The sequence below is a fragment of the Embleya sp. NPDC005575 genome (assembly GCF_040605455.1).
Classification (GTDB): domain Bacteria; phylum Actinomycetota; class Actinomycetes; order Streptomycetales; family Streptomycetaceae; genus Embleya.
This window is the reverse complement of sequence record NZ_JBEXCV010000004.1, coordinates 115,927-131,922: the sequence shown is the minus strand read 5'-3', so window position 1 is coordinate 131,922 and position 15,996 is coordinate 115,927. Positions and strand designations below refer to the sequence as shown.

Annotated in this window: 16 protein-coding genes and 2 pseudogenes; 12 read left to right on the top strand and 6 right to left on the bottom strand. The window is 71.2% G+C overall.

Annotated features, from left to right (window positions below):
• From ABZS54_RS02455 to ABZS54_RS02435, 5 genes and pseudogenes are all read left to right on the top strand, one after another.
• Positions 1-464: pseudogene (locus tag ABZS54_RS02455) on the top strand (XRE family transcriptional regulator); the annotation flags it as partial.
• 42 nt (positions 465-506) lie between these two features.
• Entirely contained in the window at positions 507-722 is a 216-nt protein-coding gene (locus ABZS54_RS02450; protein ID WP_355529973.1) for a hypothetical protein, read from the top strand.
• A 176-nt stretch (positions 723-898) separates the two neighbouring features.
• Complete coding sequence (locus ABZS54_RS02445) at positions 899-1,261, top strand: DUF2203 domain-containing protein (protein ID WP_355529970.1); 363 nt, start codon at positions 899-901, stop codon at positions 1,259-1,261.
• 180 nt (positions 1,262-1,441) lie between these two features.
• Positions 1,442-2,527, top strand: a complete 1,086-nt coding sequence (locus ABZS54_RS02440; protein ID WP_355529967.1) for an exo-alpha-sialidase — start codon at positions 1,442-1,444, stop codon at positions 2,525-2,527.
• Positions 2,528-2,665: 138 nt separating this feature from the next.
• A complete protein-coding gene (locus ABZS54_RS02435; RefSeq protein WP_355529965.1) occupies positions 2,666-3,331 on the top strand; it encodes an HAD family phosphatase in 666 nt (221 codons plus the stop codon).
• 46 nt (positions 3,332-3,377) lie between these two features.
• Here the strand turns inward: ABZS54_RS02435 and ABZS54_RS02430 are convergent, their stop codons facing one another.
• The 4 genes from ABZS54_RS02430 to ABZS54_RS02415 all read right to left on the bottom strand — a co-directional run bounded on the left by ABZS54_RS02430 (position 3,378) and on the right by ABZS54_RS02415 (position 5,836).
• The gene (locus ABZS54_RS02430) at positions 3,378-4,370 is read right to left on the bottom strand and encodes an aldo/keto reductase (RefSeq protein WP_355529963.1); all 993 of its coding nucleotides are present in this window, start codon (positions 4,368-4,370) and stop codon (positions 3,378-3,380) included.
• 331 nt (positions 4,371-4,701) lie between these two features.
• Positions 4,702-4,950: a hypothetical protein gene (locus ABZS54_RS02425; RefSeq protein WP_355529960.1), complete on the bottom strand. Its 249-nt coding sequence runs from the start codon at positions 4,948-4,950 to the stop codon at positions 4,702-4,704.
• Positions 4,947-5,228, bottom strand: coding sequence for a hypothetical protein (locus ABZS54_RS02420; RefSeq protein ID WP_355529957.1), 282 nt, complete (start codon positions 5,226-5,228; stop codon positions 4,947-4,949). Before ABZS54_RS02420 ends, ABZS54_RS02425 begins: the two co-directional genes overlap by 4 nt.
• Before the next feature lie 56 nt (positions 5,229-5,284).
• Positions 5,285-5,836 (bottom strand): flavoprotein, encoded by a 552-nt coding sequence (locus tag ABZS54_RS02415; protein WP_355529954.1) that lies wholly within the window; start codon positions 5,834-5,836, stop codon positions 5,285-5,287.
• A gap of 568 nt (positions 5,837-6,404) precedes the next feature.
• Here ABZS54_RS02415 and ABZS54_RS02410 point away from each other — a divergent pair.
• The 7 genes from ABZS54_RS02410 to ABZS54_RS02380 all read left to right on the top strand — a co-directional run bounded on the left by ABZS54_RS02410 (position 6,405) and on the right by ABZS54_RS02380 (position 15,237).
• Complete coding sequence (locus ABZS54_RS02410) at positions 6,405-7,877, top strand: MFS transporter (protein WP_355529952.1); 1,473 nt, start codon at positions 6,405-6,407, stop codon at positions 7,875-7,877.
• Between the two features lie 66 nt (positions 7,878-7,943).
• The gene (locus ABZS54_RS02405; RefSeq protein ID WP_355529949.1) at positions 7,944-9,476 is read left to right on the top strand and encodes an FGGY family carbohydrate kinase; all 1,533 of its coding nucleotides are present in this window, start codon (positions 7,944-7,946) and stop codon (positions 9,474-9,476) included.
• Positions 9,477-9,675: 199 nt separating this feature from the next.
• Positions 9,676-11,430 carry a glycerol-3-phosphate dehydrogenase/oxidase gene (locus tag ABZS54_RS02400; RefSeq protein WP_355529946.1) on the top strand — a complete coding sequence of 585 codons (1,755 nt, stop codon included), beginning with the start codon at positions 9,676-9,678 and terminating at the stop codon, positions 11,428-11,430.
• Between the two features lie 97 nt (positions 11,431-11,527).
• A complete protein-coding gene (locus ABZS54_RS02395; protein ID WP_355529943.1) occupies positions 11,528-13,069 on the top strand; it encodes an FAD-binding oxidoreductase in 1,542 nt (513 codons plus the stop codon).
• Positions 13,070-13,097: 28 nt separating this feature from the next.
• Complete coding sequence (locus ABZS54_RS02390) at positions 13,098-13,781, top strand: glycerol-3-phosphate responsive antiterminator (protein WP_355529940.1); 684 nt, start codon at positions 13,098-13,100, stop codon at positions 13,779-13,781.
• Positions 13,778-14,098, top strand: a complete 321-nt coding sequence (locus ABZS54_RS02385) for an antibiotic biosynthesis monooxygenase family protein (RefSeq protein WP_355529937.1) — start codon at positions 13,778-13,780, stop codon at positions 14,096-14,098. Before ABZS54_RS02390 ends, ABZS54_RS02385 begins: the two co-directional genes overlap by 4 nt.
• Positions 14,095-15,237: a zinc-binding dehydrogenase gene (locus ABZS54_RS02380; RefSeq protein ID WP_355529935.1), complete on the top strand. Its 1,143-nt coding sequence runs from the start codon at positions 14,095-14,097 to the stop codon at positions 15,235-15,237. Before ABZS54_RS02385 ends, ABZS54_RS02380 begins: the two co-directional genes overlap by 4 nt.
• 128 nt (positions 15,238-15,365) lie before the next feature.
• Here ABZS54_RS02380 and ABZS54_RS02375 read toward each other — a convergent pair whose 3' ends face one another.
• Positions 15,366-15,509, bottom strand: coding sequence for a DivIVA domain-containing protein (locus tag ABZS54_RS02375; RefSeq protein ID WP_355529999.1), 144 nt, complete (start codon positions 15,507-15,509; stop codon positions 15,366-15,368).
• Between the two features lie 288 nt (positions 15,510-15,797).
• Positions 15,798-15,911, bottom strand: a pseudogene (locus tag ABZS54_RS02370) (DivIVA domain-containing protein); the annotation flags it as partial.
• Positions 15,912-15,996 lie beyond the last annotated feature (85 nt).

Here is a 15,996-nt window from a genome sequence, read left to right as displayed (position 1 = left end):
GGACGCTGCGGCTCGGGGCGGCGCTGGCCACGGCCCGGCTCGGCGACCGGTCCGCGACGCGCGACCTGCTGGACGCGGCCGAACGGGCCGACCCCGGCGCGATCCAGGTGCCGCTGCACCGGGTCACCGCCCACGTACTGCTCGGCGAGTACGCACGGGCCATCGCCGGTCGGTTCACCCCGGCCGCACTCGCCGTGCTCCCCCGTGGCCGGCAGGCCCGACACCTGATCGACCTCGCCCGCGCCCTCGCCGCGGTCGGCCGCCGTGGCGAGGCGATCGGCGCGCTCCTGGAGGCGGAGGCCGTCGCCGCCCAGGAGATCCGCTGCCGGCCGATGAATCGCCGCTTCGTCCAGGAGATTTTGCGGCTGGACTCGTCGGACGGCGACGAGTCCCGACTGCGGGCGTTGGCGGCTCGGTGCTCGGGACATGGGTCGCCGGGGCCGGAACGGGCATGGATCATGTAGGACAGCCGACACGTCCGACCGGGCACACCCACAGGGGGCACCGTGATCACGATCATTGTTTTCGCCGCCGGCCTGATCGCGCTGGTCGCGATGATCGCCGTCGCGGTAGGCAGGCGCGGAAGCAGCACGAGCCACGACGGCCTCCTGATCGAACAGGACCGGACCAGTCGGGCGGAGTCCTCCGGCGGCATCTTCGGTGTGCACGCCAACCACGGCTCCTTTCCCGGGGTGGAAGAGAACACCAAGTACTTCGGCTGACCTGTTCGCGGGGCGCCGATCCGCGTTGCGGGCGCCCACCCTGTTCGTGGTGCGCCGATCCACTTCGCGGGCGCCGATCCTGCTTCGCGGGCGGCGGCGCACCCGGGAGCCGGTCGCGGCAGTACCATCGGCGCGCGCCATCGTCGGCCGGCGTACGACACGGGAGGTTGTGCCGCATGGGTCTGTTCACGGTCGACGAGGCGCGTGCGGAGCTGGCCCGGCTGCTGCCGGTGCTCGACGAGCTGATCGCCGTCCGGGCGGACGCCGCGGAGGTCGCGGTGGCACTGGAGCGCGGCGAGGTGCGATGCGAGCTGGGCGGGCTGCCCGAACTCAAGGGCATGCAGGCCCGGCTCGACGAATTGATGACCCAGGTCCAGCAGACCGGCGCGGAGCTCAAGGGCTTCGCGCCGTTGCTCGTGGACTTCCCGGCCGACCTGGACGGCGTACCCGTGTTGTTGTGCTGGCTGGAGGGCGACCGTCGGCTCGGCTGGTACCACCGCCTCGACCTCGGCTTCGCCGGACGACGTCCGCTGCCGTAGGGCGGCTGCAAGGGGGATCGTGGCCGAGGGCGGTCGTGCGTGCGGGCGACCGCGTCCGCGAGCGATCGCGTCCGGGATTGATCGTCATGGCGTCGGCGGGGGCGGATCGCGTCGAATGCGGCGATTGTCACCATCGCCGCGTAGCGTTCCCCGAGTACGGAACGCTGCCTGGAGGTCACCATGACGAATTCCGTCCTGCTCGCCATCGGCACCCGCAAGGGTCTGTGGATCGGTCGCTCACGCGACGACGGGTCCTGGGCGTACACCGGGCCGCACCACCCGATGACGGGCGTCTACTCGGTCGCGATCGACACCCGAGGGCACGCACCGCGAGTGCTGGCGGGCGTGGTCCACGAACACTTCGGCCCGATCGTGGTCAGCAGCGACGACCTCGGCGCGACCTGGCGCGAACCCGACCTGGGCCGGGTCGGGTTCCCGGCGGACGCGGGCGCCTCGGTCGAGCGGGTGTGGCAACTGGTGCCCGGCGCCCGCTCCGAGCCCGACGTGCTCTACGCCGGCGTCGAACCCTCCGCGCTGTTCCGTTCCGCGGACGGCGGGCGCTCCTTCGAACTCGTGCGCGCGTTGTGGGACCACCCGCACCGGCCGAACTGGGGCGCCGGCTTCGGCGGCCAGGCGATCCATACGGTGCTGCCGCATCCCATCGACCCGCGGCGGATCATCGTCGCGATGTCCACCGGTGGGGTCTACGTCACCGAGGACGGCGGAGCGAGCTGGCACCCGTCCAACACCGGTATTCACGTCACGTTCTCGCCGGACGAGTATCCCGAGTACGGCCAGTGCGTGCACAAGGTGGCCCGGCACCCGGACCGCCCCGACCGGCTGTTCCTGCAAAACCACCACGGCGTCTACCGCAGCGACGACGCGGGCGCGACGTGGGAGTCGATCGCCGACGGCCTGCCCGCCGACTTCGGCTTCACCATCGTGGTCCACCCGCACCGGCCGGACACCGTCTACGTGGTCCCGCTCACCGCCGACTCGCTGCGCTTCCCGGTCGACGGCCGATGCCGGGTCTACCGCAGCGACGACGCGGGCAAGTCCTGGACGGCCCTGGCCGACGGCCTTCCCGACGACTTCTGGACCGCCGTCATGCGCGACGCGATGTGCACCGACGACGCCGAGGACACCAGCCTGTACTTCGGCTCCCGCAGCGGCGAGATCTACCGCGGCCGGCACGACGGCGACCACTGGGAACGCATCGCCCAACACCTCCCGGACATCCTGTCCCTGCGCGCCGCGGTGATCTGACCCGGGTCCGGTCGGGCGTGCCGTGCCGGTGGGGGTTCACACACGTTCATGCGCGCGCAACCCGATCGTGGCACTGTGCTCACGTCGGGCTGAGAGGGTCGTGACGTCCTTGCCTCACCCCACCGAAACGAGTTCAGTGTGTCCGCCGTCTTGCCGGCCGCCGTGTTGTTCGACATGGACGGGACCCTCGTCGACACCGAGCAGTTGTGGTGGGAGGCGGTCGCCGACGTGGCCGGGCGGGTGGGCTACATGTTGGGGGAGACGGACGCGGCGGATGTGGTCGGGCACGCGATCGGGCACACGGCGGACTACCTGCACGAAGTGGTCGCCGAGGCGCCGTGCGTGCACGAGCTGACCGACGCGCTGGACGCGGCGTTCACGGCCCGGGTCGAGGCTCGGATCGAGCCGCTTCCGGGGGTCCTGGCGCTGCTGGACGGACTGGCCGCCGCGGGGGTGCCGGTGGCGATCGTGTCGGCGTCGCCGCGTCGGGTCGTGGACCTGGTGCGGGACGCGTTGGGGTCGGCCCGGTTCTCGGTCACCGTCGCGGCCGAGGACGTGGCGCGGACCAAGCCCGACCCCGCCCCTTATCTGGCCGCGGCGACCGCGCTCGGGGTCGAGCCGAGCGCGTGCGTCGCGGTCGAGGACACCATCGTCGGCGTCACCTCGGCGGAGGCCGCCGGGTGCGCCGTGCTCGCGGTGTCCTCGACCACCGCCATCGCACCCGCACCGGGCCGCACGGTGGTCGCCTCCCTGGCCTCGATCGACGCCGGGGACCTGAGCAAGTCCCTGGTGGCGCAGGTGTAATCGCGGCCGCCGCCGCCCGTTCAGAGTGCGGCGCGGAGAGGCCCGGTCACAGTGCGGCGCACAGCCGGTCGATCTCGGCGATCTCCGCGTCGGTCAGATCCGGCTGCCCGACAGCGGACAGGTTCTGCTCCAACTGCCGTACGCTGCTTGCTCCGACGATCACCGACACGACCCGCTCGTCGCGCAGGATCCAGGTCAGTGCGAGCTGCGCGAGGGTCTGTCCTCGGCCCTGGGCAAGCTTGTTCAGCGCGCGCAGCAGGGTCAGTCGCTCCTCGGTGAGCTCGTTGCGGGTGAGGAAGTGGCCCACCGCCATCCGCGAATCGGCGGGCACGCCGTCGAGGTAGCGATCCGTCAACAGGCCCTGGGCAAGCGGCGAATAGGCGATCAGCGCGGTCCCGGTCTCGCCGACCGCGTCCAGCACACCCTGCTCCGGTTCGCGATCCAGGATCGAGTACGCCGACTGGTTGAGCAGCACGGGCGTGCCGAGGTCGCGCAGGATCTCGACCGCCCGACGGTGTTCCTGCGGACCGTAGTTGGAGATGCCGGCGTACAGCGCGCGCCCGGAGCGAACGGCCGTGTCCAGCGCGCCCATCGTCTCTTCGAGCGGGGTCTCCGGGTCGTACCGGTGCGAGTAGAAGACGTCGACGTAGTCGAGTCCCATCCGGGCGAGTGACTGGTCCAGACTCGCGAGCAGATACTTGCGCGAGCCCCCGTCGCCGTACGGCCCCGGCCACATGTCCCAGCCGGCTTTGGACGCGATGAACATCTCGTCGCGGTACGGCCGGAAGTCGGCCCGATAGTGCACCCCGAAGTTCGCCTCGGCCGAGCCGTACGGCGGCCCGTAGTTGTTCGCCAGGTCGAAGTGCGTCACCCCGAGGTCGAAGGCCCGCCGCAGCACCGCCCGCTGCACCTCCATGGGCTGGGTGTCCCCGAAGTTGTGCCACAACCCGAGCGAGACGGCGGGCAACTTGACCCCACTACGCCCGGCCCGGCGATAGCGCATCGATTCATAACGATCATCGGCAGCTGAGTGGATCATGCCCCCATCTTCGCGTGTGTCCGGCCCCGGCCGACACCCCATTCCGCCGCCGGCCGCGTCCTGTCCTCGACCGGTTCCACGGTCGATACAGGGCGGGATCGGATCGCCACGGCACGCGGCACGGATACGACGAGTACGCGGGCGCTCACCTCGTACGCTCACCTCGTAGAGGAAGATCGCGCCGGCCACGGTCGCCTCACGATTTTCGACAGCCGGCGCACCCGAACGGGGCAGGTGCCCCATACGTGCCCGCCCGCAGCCGGCGAGGGGGAATCGGGTTTCGTCGGTCCGACACCAGGCCGGTGGGCGCGGCCCGGCATCCGGGTGGCGCCTACCAGCTCACGGCGCGAACCACGGTGACAGTGAGCATGGACGCGGACACCTCGTACTCGATGATTACCGTGGACACCGAGGCGGACCGCCTGTCCTTGTCGCCCCGCACGGAGGAGGACCCGCAGCCGTAGGTGTCGTTGCCGATGGACCGTTCGATCGCGGCCTTGACGCTGGCTTTGCTGGAGGACGACAGGCCGGCCAGTCCTGTCTCGGCGCGGTCGGTGTAGGCGACGTAGTAGCGGCTCACTCCGGTGCCTCCTCCGGTGGTACGAACGGGGTGCCGTCGGCGTTGTGGAGGCCGGAGAAGTCTCCGGCGCGGAGGCGGGCGATCTGCTCCAGGCTTTCCTCATGGGCCTCTTCCGGGAGGGCGAAGTCCATGAGCGCGACTTGGACGATCTGCCTGAGCGGCGTGCTGCCGATGACCTTGTCGAACTCTTCGCGGCGTTCCTCGGGGAGGCTGGCACGGATTTCGTCGAGGGTGTCGGGCAGGACGATGGCCTTGCCGCGGACGTGAGTGATGGGCATGCCGTCCAGGGTGGCACCGTGCCGGAGGTGTTCGGTAGCCGGCGCACACGGGCGGGTTACCCGCCGGTCGTGCGCCCCTCGATGTTGTCGAGGACGAGGTGCCAGGGGTAGGCGGGGATGCGTGTCCCGCCGGTGCCGGGAGGGTGAGGCACGACGTGGGGGTCCCCGTACAACACGTGGATTCCGCAGGTGCGCAGGGTGGCCACGGCCCGGTCGACGGCGGGGTGTGCGGCCTGGGCGGCGTTCCAGAACGGCAGTGCGGCAATGGGCAGGCCCAGCCCGATCGCCTCGGTGAGAACCCCCAGCGCGTAGGTGTCCGCGTGCCCGTCCGACCACTTGGTGACCGTGTTCATCGTCATCGGCGCGACGGCAATCGCGTCAGCCTTGGGCCACCGCCCGGGCTCGTCCGCTCGCCGATATCGGTGCCGGACCGCACGGCCGGTGCGGGCCTCGATGTCGGCCGGGTCGATGAACCCGCCGTCGACCGCCGCAGGTGTCGCGATGGTGCACACGTCCCAGCCGCGGCTGATCGCCTGGTCCACCAGGACGCCGACGTGCGGGGCGGGGCCCGCCGCACACACGACGAGGTACAGCACTCGGTCACTCACAGCGCGACTTCCGATCGGACGGCCAGCGAACGCAGTTCCGGCAGTCGACCGTACTCGTCTCGCCGCACGTCGGTCCGTCCGGCGATCCGCTCTGACTGAGGAAGCCGCAGTGCTGGAGGTTCCCGTCGGGACCAGCCTGCTTGTTATCCGCCGCACGTGGCGCACGGACGAGGGCCCGGTCGAGACGGCTGACATCCCTATCCCCGGTGGCGCAAACGAAGTGCGGTATGCACTCCCCGTCTCTCCCTGACCTGCCGTTCACCAGGGTTCATCAGGGTTCGTCACGGGGAGCGCGTGGGGAGTTGAGGGAGTCCACGGGGAGCATCGGCGGGGTGAGTCCTGATGAACTCTGATCAACCTTGACGGACAGATAAGGCAGATCAGTGGGGGTGCAACCCGCATCACACCCGATCAGGACCCTTGACACCCCCAAATGTCCCTCATAAGGTCCAGATCATTCTTTGGCAGGAACAGACGAAGACCACCTGTCGGTGGCTTCGCTGTGCCCTCCTACGCGTTAGCGCTCGCGTGTCGCCGACCGGTCCTTCCTTTTTCCGAGGACGGGTACATGGCACAGCAGCAGAGCGTCAGAGGCGTCAAGGACGTCGTCGCGCTCATCGACCGACTGGGGAGAATCTCCGGTCGGGCCAAGGTCATCTGGTTCCTCGTGTTCGGGGGCCTCTTCCTCGACGCGTACTCCAACGCCGCGCTCGGCGCCGGGCTCGCCCCGATGACGAAGCAGATGGACCTGAGCAGTACTCAGGTCTCCATCCTCACCGCCACCGCGCCGGCTCTCGCGATCCTGTTCAATCCGATCGGCGGGTGGTTGGCCACTCGGATCGGGCGGGTGCCCCCGCTGCTGATGGCCAAGCTGTTCGCGCTGGCCGGCGCGGTGATCGCGGCCACCGCCGACGACTTCACCGTGGTGTGGATCGGCCGAGTCCTGGTCGGCATGGCCTATGGCGTCGACTTCGCGGTGGCGATGGCGCTGCTCGCCGAGTACACGCCCAAGTCGCTGCGCGGGCGGCTCAACCTGTGGCAGGGCATCTGGTACATCGCCACCACCGGCAACCTGCTGCTCACCCTGATCTGCTTCAAGTTCGACGTCGGCGCGGACATCTGGCGCTGGTCGGTCGGCTCGGCCGGGGTGATCGCACTGTCCCTGTTCCTGCTCCAGTGGGCCTTCCTCGTGGAGAGCCCCACCTGGCTGGCCACCAAGGGTCGCCTGGAGGACGCGGTGCGCAACCTGCACCGGATCTACGGGATCGAGGCCGTCGCCGCCAAGCCGGCCGCCGCCGGAGCCGTGCCCGACGACGCGGACGCGGACGAGGTGCCGCCGAACGTGGGCATGAAGCAGGCCGGGATCCTGTTCCGCGGCAAGTACCTGCCCCGCACCCTGCTGTCCTCGGCCATCTCGCTCGCCCAGTCCATGCAGTACTTCGCGGTCGGCTGGTACCTGCCGGTGATCAGCCTGGCGATCTTCGGCAACAGCTTCGAGAAGGCCACCATCGGCTCGATGGTGTTCAACGCCTTCGGCATCGTCGGCGGCATCCTCTCCGCGTACTTCGCCCGAAAGCTCGGACTGCGGATCAGCTCGGCGCTCGGCTTCGGCGGCGTGTTCGTGATGCTCGTCGGGATGGGCCTGACCTTCGACCGGGTGCCGACCTGGATCGCGTTCATCCTCCCGGCGCTGTTCATCTTCTGTCACTCGGCCGGCCCGGGCGCGAACGGCAAGTCGATCGCCGCGCTGTCCTACCGCAGTGAGGTGCGCACCCTGGGCACCGGCGTCACCGGGATGATCGGCAGCTTCGGCAGCGTGGCGGGGCTGTACCTGTTCCCGCAGATCAAGGACGGCATCGGCCTGGACAAGACGTTCCTGGTCCTGGCGATCGTCCCGCTGCTGGGCCTGCTCACGTGCGTCGCGATCAAGTGGGACCCGACCCGGGCCGTCTCGCCCGACGAGGACCCGGACGTGCCGATGCTCACCGAGCCGCCCGCGAATCCGGCGAATCCCGAGAATCCCGCGCTGGTCACCCGCTGACGGAGACCTCCCGCGAAAGACTCACGCGGAGATCGCAAACGGATATTTCGGACCGAAAGGGCTGTGATGACGAAGACGTTGCACGCTCCCGGACGGCGCCTCGGCATCCTGTCCGTGGACGAGGGCACCACGGGGACCCGGGCCGGAGTCGTGCTGGACTCCGGGACGGTGGGCCACGTGGCGTACCGGCAGATTGCGGTGCGGCATCCCGACGAACACTCGGTCGAACAGGACCCGGTGGAAATCTGGACGGCCACGTTGACCGTCTGTCGCGAGGCGCTGGCCTGGGCGCGCGCGAACGACGTCGAGATCGCCGCACTCGCGCTGTCCACCCAGCGGGCCACCGCGATGTTGTGGGATCGGCGCACCGGCCGGCCGCTGGTGCCGGCCTGTGTGTGGCAGGACCGGCGGTACGCCCGGGACCTGCTCGCCTACGAGGCCGAGTGGGACGAGCGGCTCACCGCCCGGCTCGGTCGGCCGGTGGGCAGCAGGGCGCCGTTCCTGTGGGCCGCCCGGCAGATCGCCGAGCAGCCCGAGGTGGCCGCGGCCCACGCGGCCGGGGCGCTGTTGTTCGGCACCGTGGACACCTGGCTGGCCTGGAAGTTCACCGGCGGGGCCGCGCACGCCGTGTCGGCGAGCAACGCCGGTTCGGTCGGCGCCTACCTGCTCCGCGAACACGCCTGGGATCACGAGTGGATCGGGCAACTGGGTTACCCGCTTGACCTGTTGCCCGATCTGTTCGCCGACGACGACCTCGGTTACGGCCGCATCGATCCCGAACTCCTGGGCGTAGAGCTGCCGTTGGCCGCCGTCATGGGCGACCAGCACGCGGCGCTGATCGCGCTCGGCGGACTGGCCGCCGGACAGGGCATGTGCGTGTACGGCACCGGCACGTTCGTGGACGCAGCCACCGGGGACACCCCCGCGCTGCCGATCCCGGGCGTGACCGGTGTGCTGGCGCAGCCCGGTTGGCGGCAGGGCGAGACCACCCACTTCAGCCTGGAGGCGTACTGCTCCACCACCGGGTCGGCACTGCGCTGGTTGTGCGACGACCTGGGCTTCTTCGCCTCACCGGCGGAGATCGGCGAACTCGCCACGCAGGCCCGGAGTCAGGCCGGGTCGAGTCGGCGCGAGTGGTTCGTGCCCGCGCTGGCCGGCATCCGCACCCCCGCGTGGCGGCCCGAGGCACAGGCCGCGCTCAGCGGCCTGACCCTGGCCACCACCCGGGCCGACGTGGCCCGCGCCGTGTTGGACGGGATCGCGCACTCCGTATGCGATCTGATCGACGGCGTCGCCGAGACCATGCGCGCGCCGTTCGGGCGGTTGCGGATGGGCGGCGGCGTGGCCGGCAGCGACACGCTGATGCAGATCCAGGCGGACATCGTCGGCCTGCCGCTGGAGCGCGCCGCGGACTCGGCGACCGCGAGCCTGCGCGGCACCGCCTACCTGGCCGGCGTCCGTGAGGGCTTGTGGTCCTCGCTCGAAGAGGTGGTCGAGGCGCAACCGCGCGGCCGAGTCTTCACGCCGACCACCACCCCCGAACAACGCGAGGAACAGCGGGCCACGTGGCAGACCGTGCTCGCGCCGCACCTCGACTGAGGCGCGGGCCCGCGCCACCCGGCCGGCCGCGACCACCCGCAGCGCGGTCGGCCCGAGGCCACCCGCCCGAGGCCACCCGAGACCCGGGGCGGCCCGACCCCAGGACATCCACCCTTGGCCGGCCGCGAGGCCACCCGCACCACGTACCACCCGGCGGTTCGGTCATCGAACCGCCGGACAGACCCCAGGAGTTGATGTTGTGATCACCTTGCCCGCCCGCAAGCCTCGGCGTGCGTCAGCGGCGGCCACGAGAGGGAAGCCGCTGCTTCTCGACCGGAGCCGGGCCAAGCGCCGGCTGGCGGACCACGTGTTCGACGTGCTCGTGATCGGCGGCGGCGTCACCGGCGCGTACGCCGCTCTCGACGCGGCCTCGCGCGGTCTGGACGTGGCCCTGGTGGAGAAGGACGACTTCGCCTCGGGTACTTCCTCCAAGTCGTCCAAGATGGTGCACGGCGGCCTGCGCTACATCGAGCAGGGCAACGTCAACCTGGTCCGGCACTCGCTGCTGGAGCGGCACCGCTTCCGCAAGAACGCACCGCATCTGGTGCACCGACTGCCGTTCCTGTTCCCGATCCTGGAGAAGGAGGGGATCTTCGACGCCCGGCTGGCCAAGGGCTTCGAGGGTCTGCTGTGGACCTACGACCTGGTCGGCGGCTGGCGGATCGGCAAGCTGCACCAGCGGCTGACCGTCGACGAGGTGCTCGCGCACGCCCCCACACTGCGCGCGGACCACCTCAAGGGCGGGCTGATGTACTTCGACGGCCGCGCCGACGACGCGCGGCTGGTGCTGACCATCGTGCGTACCGCCGCCGCGCTCGGTGCCACCGTGCTCAACGGCGCCAAGGCGGACCGGGTCCTGGACGAACGCGGTCGCGCGGCGGGTGCCCGGGTCGAGGTGGACGGCGAGCGGTTCGACGTACGCGCCTCGGCGGTGGTCAACGCGACCGGCGTGTGGAGCGACGCGGTCGACGCGATGGCCGACACCGGGCACGAGCCGCAGGTACGGCCCGCCAAGGGCGTGCACATCGTGGTGCCGTGGAGCAAGGTCCGGATCGACTGCACGGTCACCGTGCCCATCCCGGGCCGGGCCCGACGCGCGACGTGCACGCGCTGGGGCGACGCGGTCGTTTTGGGCACCACCGACGAGGACTACCGCGGCTCCGTCGACGACGTGCACTGCACGCGCCCGGAGATGGAGTTCCTGCTCGATGGCGCCAACACCGCGTTCGAGGGCAAGCTCACCCCGGACGACGTGGTCGGCAGCATCGGCGGGCTGCGTCCGCTGGTGGGCAAGAAGGAGGGCGCCACCCTCGACATGAGCCGCGACCACCACATCGCGGTCGGTCGCGGTGGCATGGTCACCGTCACCGGCGGCAAGCTCACCACCAGCCGGCACATGGGCGAACTGGTGATCGACAAGGTGATGGAGGTACTCGGCCGCAAGGGCCGCAGCCGCACCGCCAACCTCTCGCTGATCGGCGGTGCCGGCTACGATGCCGAGGCGGTCGCCGCCTCCGGCGGACTGGCCGCGCACCTGGGCGAGCGCTACGGCACCGAGGCCCGATTCGTCTCCGACCTGCTCGCCGAGGACGCCACGCTGGCCGAGCCGGTGGTGGCGGGCATGCCGTACATCCGGGCCGAAGTGGTCTACGCGGCCCGCTCGGAGATGGCCCGCTCGGTGGACGACGTGCTCTCCCGACGCACCCGCTCGCGCCTGTTCGCTCGCGACGCGTCGGCCGCCGCCGCGCCCGAGGTGGGTCGCCTGCTCGGCGCCGAACTGGGCCTGTCCGCAGCGCAGATCGAGCGACAGGTCGCCGACTACCTCGCGGCCGTGCGGCACGAGAAGGCGGTCCTGCTCGGCGACTCCGAAGCATCCCCGGCATCTGCGATCTCCCAGGCACCCAAGGCGCCCAAGGCATCCGCAGGCACCGCCGCGCCCGCGAAACGCGCATGACCCACGGCACGCACAGTACGCACGGCACTCACGGCACCCACGGCACGCACGGCACCCGCAGCACCCGACGACTCGCCGGACCCGAAGGAGCACAGCAGTGATCAGCAGGCAGACCATCACCAACCCGTTCAACCGAGGCGACTACATCGTGGGCGCGCCCACCCCGCCCAAATGGGCCCGCAACACCCCCGTCGGCGATGGTGACGCATCGCTCCAGGGCACCGTGGTCGAGGTCCCCGAGTCGGTGATCGCGGACCTGCGCGGCGTCGCCAAGGCCGTGTACACCGACCGCGCCGACGTGGTCACCCGCACCCGCGACTGGTGGGCCGGCACCATGATCGGCGAGACCGACGGCCGCCCGGCCACCCCCGAGGCGGTCGTGGTCGAGGTGATCGACGCCGACCAGGTCGCCGCCGTACTGCGGATCTGCAACGCGGCCGGCATCCCGGTCACCGCCTCCGCCGGCCGCAGCAACGTCACCGGCGCGGCCCTGCCCGTACACGGTGGCGTCGTGCTCGACCTGTGCGGACTGAACCGGATCCTCTCGTTCGACGCCGAATCGCTCGTCGTCGACGTCGAAGCCGGCATGTTCGGCGACCTGTTCGAGAAGGAACTCCAGGAGACCTACGGCGCCACCACCGGCCACTGGCCGTCCGCCTTCGCCGTCTCCACGGTCGGTGGCTGGATCGCCTGCCGCGGCGCCGGCCAACTCTCCACGCGCTACGGCAAGATCGAGGACATGGTCGTCGGCATCGACGTCGTGCACGCCGACGGCACGCGCGCCACCTACGGCGACTACCCGCGCGCCGCCACCGGCCCCGACCTGCGGCAGATCTTCATCGGCTCGGAGGGCACGCTCGGCGTGATCACCTCCGCCCGGATCCGGGTGCACCCGCTGCCCACCTACGCCAAGGCGCTCGCATTCGGCTTCGAGACCTTCGCCGAGGGCCTGGACGCGTGCCGCAAGATCATGCAGCGCGGCGCGACCCCGGCTGTGCTGCGCCTGTACGACAAGCTGGAGAGCGGAGTGCACTTCGACCACCCCGAGACCAACCTGCTGCTGATCGCGGACGAGGGCGACCCGATCCTGGTCGACGCGATGCTGAAGGTCGGCGAGGAGGTCTGCCTCGCGTACGGTCCCGAACTGGACAGCGACGCGGTGTTCGAGCGCTGGCTCAAGGACCGGATGCTGGTCGGCAAGTCCTCCGACGGCTTCACCCCCGGCCCCGGCTTCGTCGCCGACACGCTGGAGATCGCCGGGTCGTGGACGGCCCTGGCCGAGGTGTACGACGAGGTGGTCGCGGCGATCCAGTCGGTGCCCGGCACGCTGGCCGCGTCCGCGCACCAGTCGCACGCGTACACCGACGGCGCGTGTGTGTACTTCTCGCTGCGCGGCGACGTGGACCGGCCCATGCGACGCGAGTGGTATCGCGCGGTGTGGGACGCGGCCAACGAGGTGCTGATCCGCCAGGGTGCGGCGCTGAGCCACCACCACGGCTGCGGCCTGCTGCGCGGCCCGTACCTGCCGGCCGCGCTCGGCGCCGGCTTCGACACGTTCGTCAAGGTCAAGGAGACCCTGGACCCGGTCGGAATACTCAATCCTGGCAAACTGGGCCTCCCCAACCGCTTCGATGCGTGAGGCGGCCGAGACCCAGCGCAGGTAGGTCATGAACGCCAGTCAACGCCCCGCGAGCGCTCCCCGGATGTCCTCGGTGTTGTCGTCCGCCTTCGCCGAGGTTCCGGTGATCGCCTCGATCATCGGACCCCAGCGCCTACAGAACTTCCTCGGTGCGCCGGCGCAGGTGTGCATCCTCGCGTCCATCCCGGTCGGGCAGCTGCCGAACATCGTGCAGCTGCTCGGCAAGGCGGGCAAGACGGTGTTCGTCAACGTGGACAGCTGCCCGGGCCTGGCCCAGGACAAGGGGGCCCTGGAATTCCTCAAGGCGATGGGCGCGCACGGCATGGTCAGCACCCGGCTGTCGCTGATGGAGAAGGGCCGCCCGCTCGGGCTGCTGACCATGCAGAAGGTGTTCGTCACCGACCGCTCGAACATGCGCCGCAGCACCGACGCCATCGCCCGCGGCGGCCCGGACCTGGTCGAGATCATGCCGTCGCCGATCGTGGCCCGGATGACCCCCGAGGCCAAACGCGCGATGTCGCCGTTCGTCGCGGCCGGCTTCGTGGAGACCGCCGAGGACGCGGCCGCCGCGCTCGCGCTCGGCGCGGTCGCCGTGGCCACGTCCGACCCCCGGCTGTGGGACCTGCGCCGCGACCGGCTCGCGGCGCTCAAGCCGCCTTCATCCTCCTCTGGTTCGTCTGTTTCATCGGCAAGTAGGAGAAACACACCGTGAGTTACGTTGTCGTCGCCCGCTACCGCACCAACCCGGACACGCAGGAGCAGGTCCTCGCGCTGCTCGACGAGATGACCCGACGTTCGCTGGCCGAACCCGGTTGCCGTGGCTACCGGGTGCACCAGGGCGTCGAGGACGCGCGCACGATCGTGCTGTACGAGGAGTACGACGCCGAGGCCGACTTCACCGCGCACTGCGCCTCCGCACACTTCCGCGACATCGTGCTCGCACAAGTGGTGCCGCTGCTGGAGAGCCGGGACGTCGTGCGGCTGACCCCTCGAACCGCGATCGAGGCCGCCGTCGAGGACGCCCAGTGAGGATGCGGGCGGCCGTCCTGCGCGGGATATCGCGGGAGCGTCCATATCAGGTGAGCCGGCCCGTCGCGATCGAGGAGGTCGAACTCGGCGACCCGCGCGAGGGCGAGGTATTGGTCCGGATCGCCGCCGCGAGCCTGTGCCACTCCGACCTGTCCGTGGTCAACGGCGACCGGGTCCGGCCGCTGCCGATGGCGCTCGGGCACGAGGCGGTCGGCGTGGTCGAGGCGGTCGGGCCAGGCGTGGACCGGGTCGCGCCGGGCGAGCACGTCGCGCTCGTGTTCGTGCCCAGCTGCGGCCACTGCACGCGCTGCGACGAGGGCCGGCCGGCACTGTGCTCGGCCGCCGCCACGGCCAACGGCTCGGGCGGGCTCCTGCACGGGCCCGCGCTGCTGCGGGATGCCGCCGGCGACGTGGTGCACCACCAGCTCGGGGTCTCCGCGTTCGCCGAATTCGCGGTGGTGGCCCAGGAATCGGTGGTGCCGATCCCGCGCGACGTGCCGTTTGAGGTGGCCTCGATGTTCGGCTGCGCGGTGCTCACCGGTGCGGGCGCCGTGATCAACACGGCGGCGGTCCGGCCCGGCCAGTCGGTCGCGGTGTTCGGCCTCGGCGGGGTCGGGCTCTCCGCGGTGCTCGGCGCACGGGCGGTGGGTGCGTACCCGATCGTCGCGGTCGACCCGATGCCGGCCAAGCGCGAACTGGCCCTGCGCCTGGGCGCGTCGCACGCGTTCGACCCGGCCGACGCGGTCACCGCGATCCGCGACCTCACCGACGGCGGCCTCGACGTCGCGATCGAGGCGGTCGGCAGCGCGGCCGTGGTCGCGGACTGCCTGGCCGCGGTGGACCGGGGCGGCCGCGTGGTCTCCGTCGGCCTGCCCGCACCGGGCCGCACGCTGGACGCGGTACCGGCGTTGGCCTTCGCGGGTGAGGGCAAGTCGCTGATCGGCTCGTACATGGGCGACGCGGTGCCGCGCCGGGACATCCCGCGCTACCTGGCGCTGTGGCGCGCCGGCCTGATGCCGGTCGAGCACCTGCACACCGCGACGGTACCCCTGACCGACCTCAACGAGGCGATGGAGGCCCTGGCGGGCGGGGAGGCGATCAGGCAGGTGATCCGAACGGGTGCGACCGCGGTGGAGTGAGCGGATGACGGCGCACCCGGGTCGACTCGGCCGGGCCGTACCAGGCACGGGTCCGGCGGCCGGTCGTTCCGACTCGCGGCGCCGCGATGTCCGCCAGGCACCGGCCCGGTGCGCGCCGACCCCCTCGTTCAGCCCCCCGCTGCGTCGTTCAGGCGGCGACGGATGAGTAGGTCGGCGGTGCGGCCGCGCCATGCGTCCACCTGGGCGCGGTCGTAGCCGCGGCGGGCGATGTCGAAGCGGTCGGCGAGGACCTCCTCGGGGGACAACCGCACCCGGCTTCGCAGTGCCTCGCCGACCCGGTTCACCAAAGCGTCGACCGTCTCCCGGTCGTAGCCGCGCCGGACCGGGTCGAAGCGCTCCCCGGCCGGCCGCAGGGTCACCGCCTTCACGTCCGCCTCGGCCCGCGCCTCGGCGAACCGATCGGCCGCCGGGCGGGATTCGTCCGCGTCCGCGCGCCGCTCCGTTCCCGCGTCCGCGCCCCAACGCCCGTCCGCAGCCCGGTCGCCTCTCGCGTCCGCGACCCGTGGCCCACGCGAGCCCCACGCCCCGCCGTGGGCCGCGAGTCTGGCCTCGATCTCGTCGAGTGCGGCGTCGACCTCGTCCTCGTCGTAGCCCATGCGCAACCGCACCGTGGTGAACTGTTGCTCGCGCACCTGAGCCGGCGTCAGCGGCACTGCGGCGCTGCCGTCCAGGCTGCTGCGCACCAAGGCCAGGAACGCGTCCACGTCGGCGATCGCGTACCCCTCACGCAACCGCGTC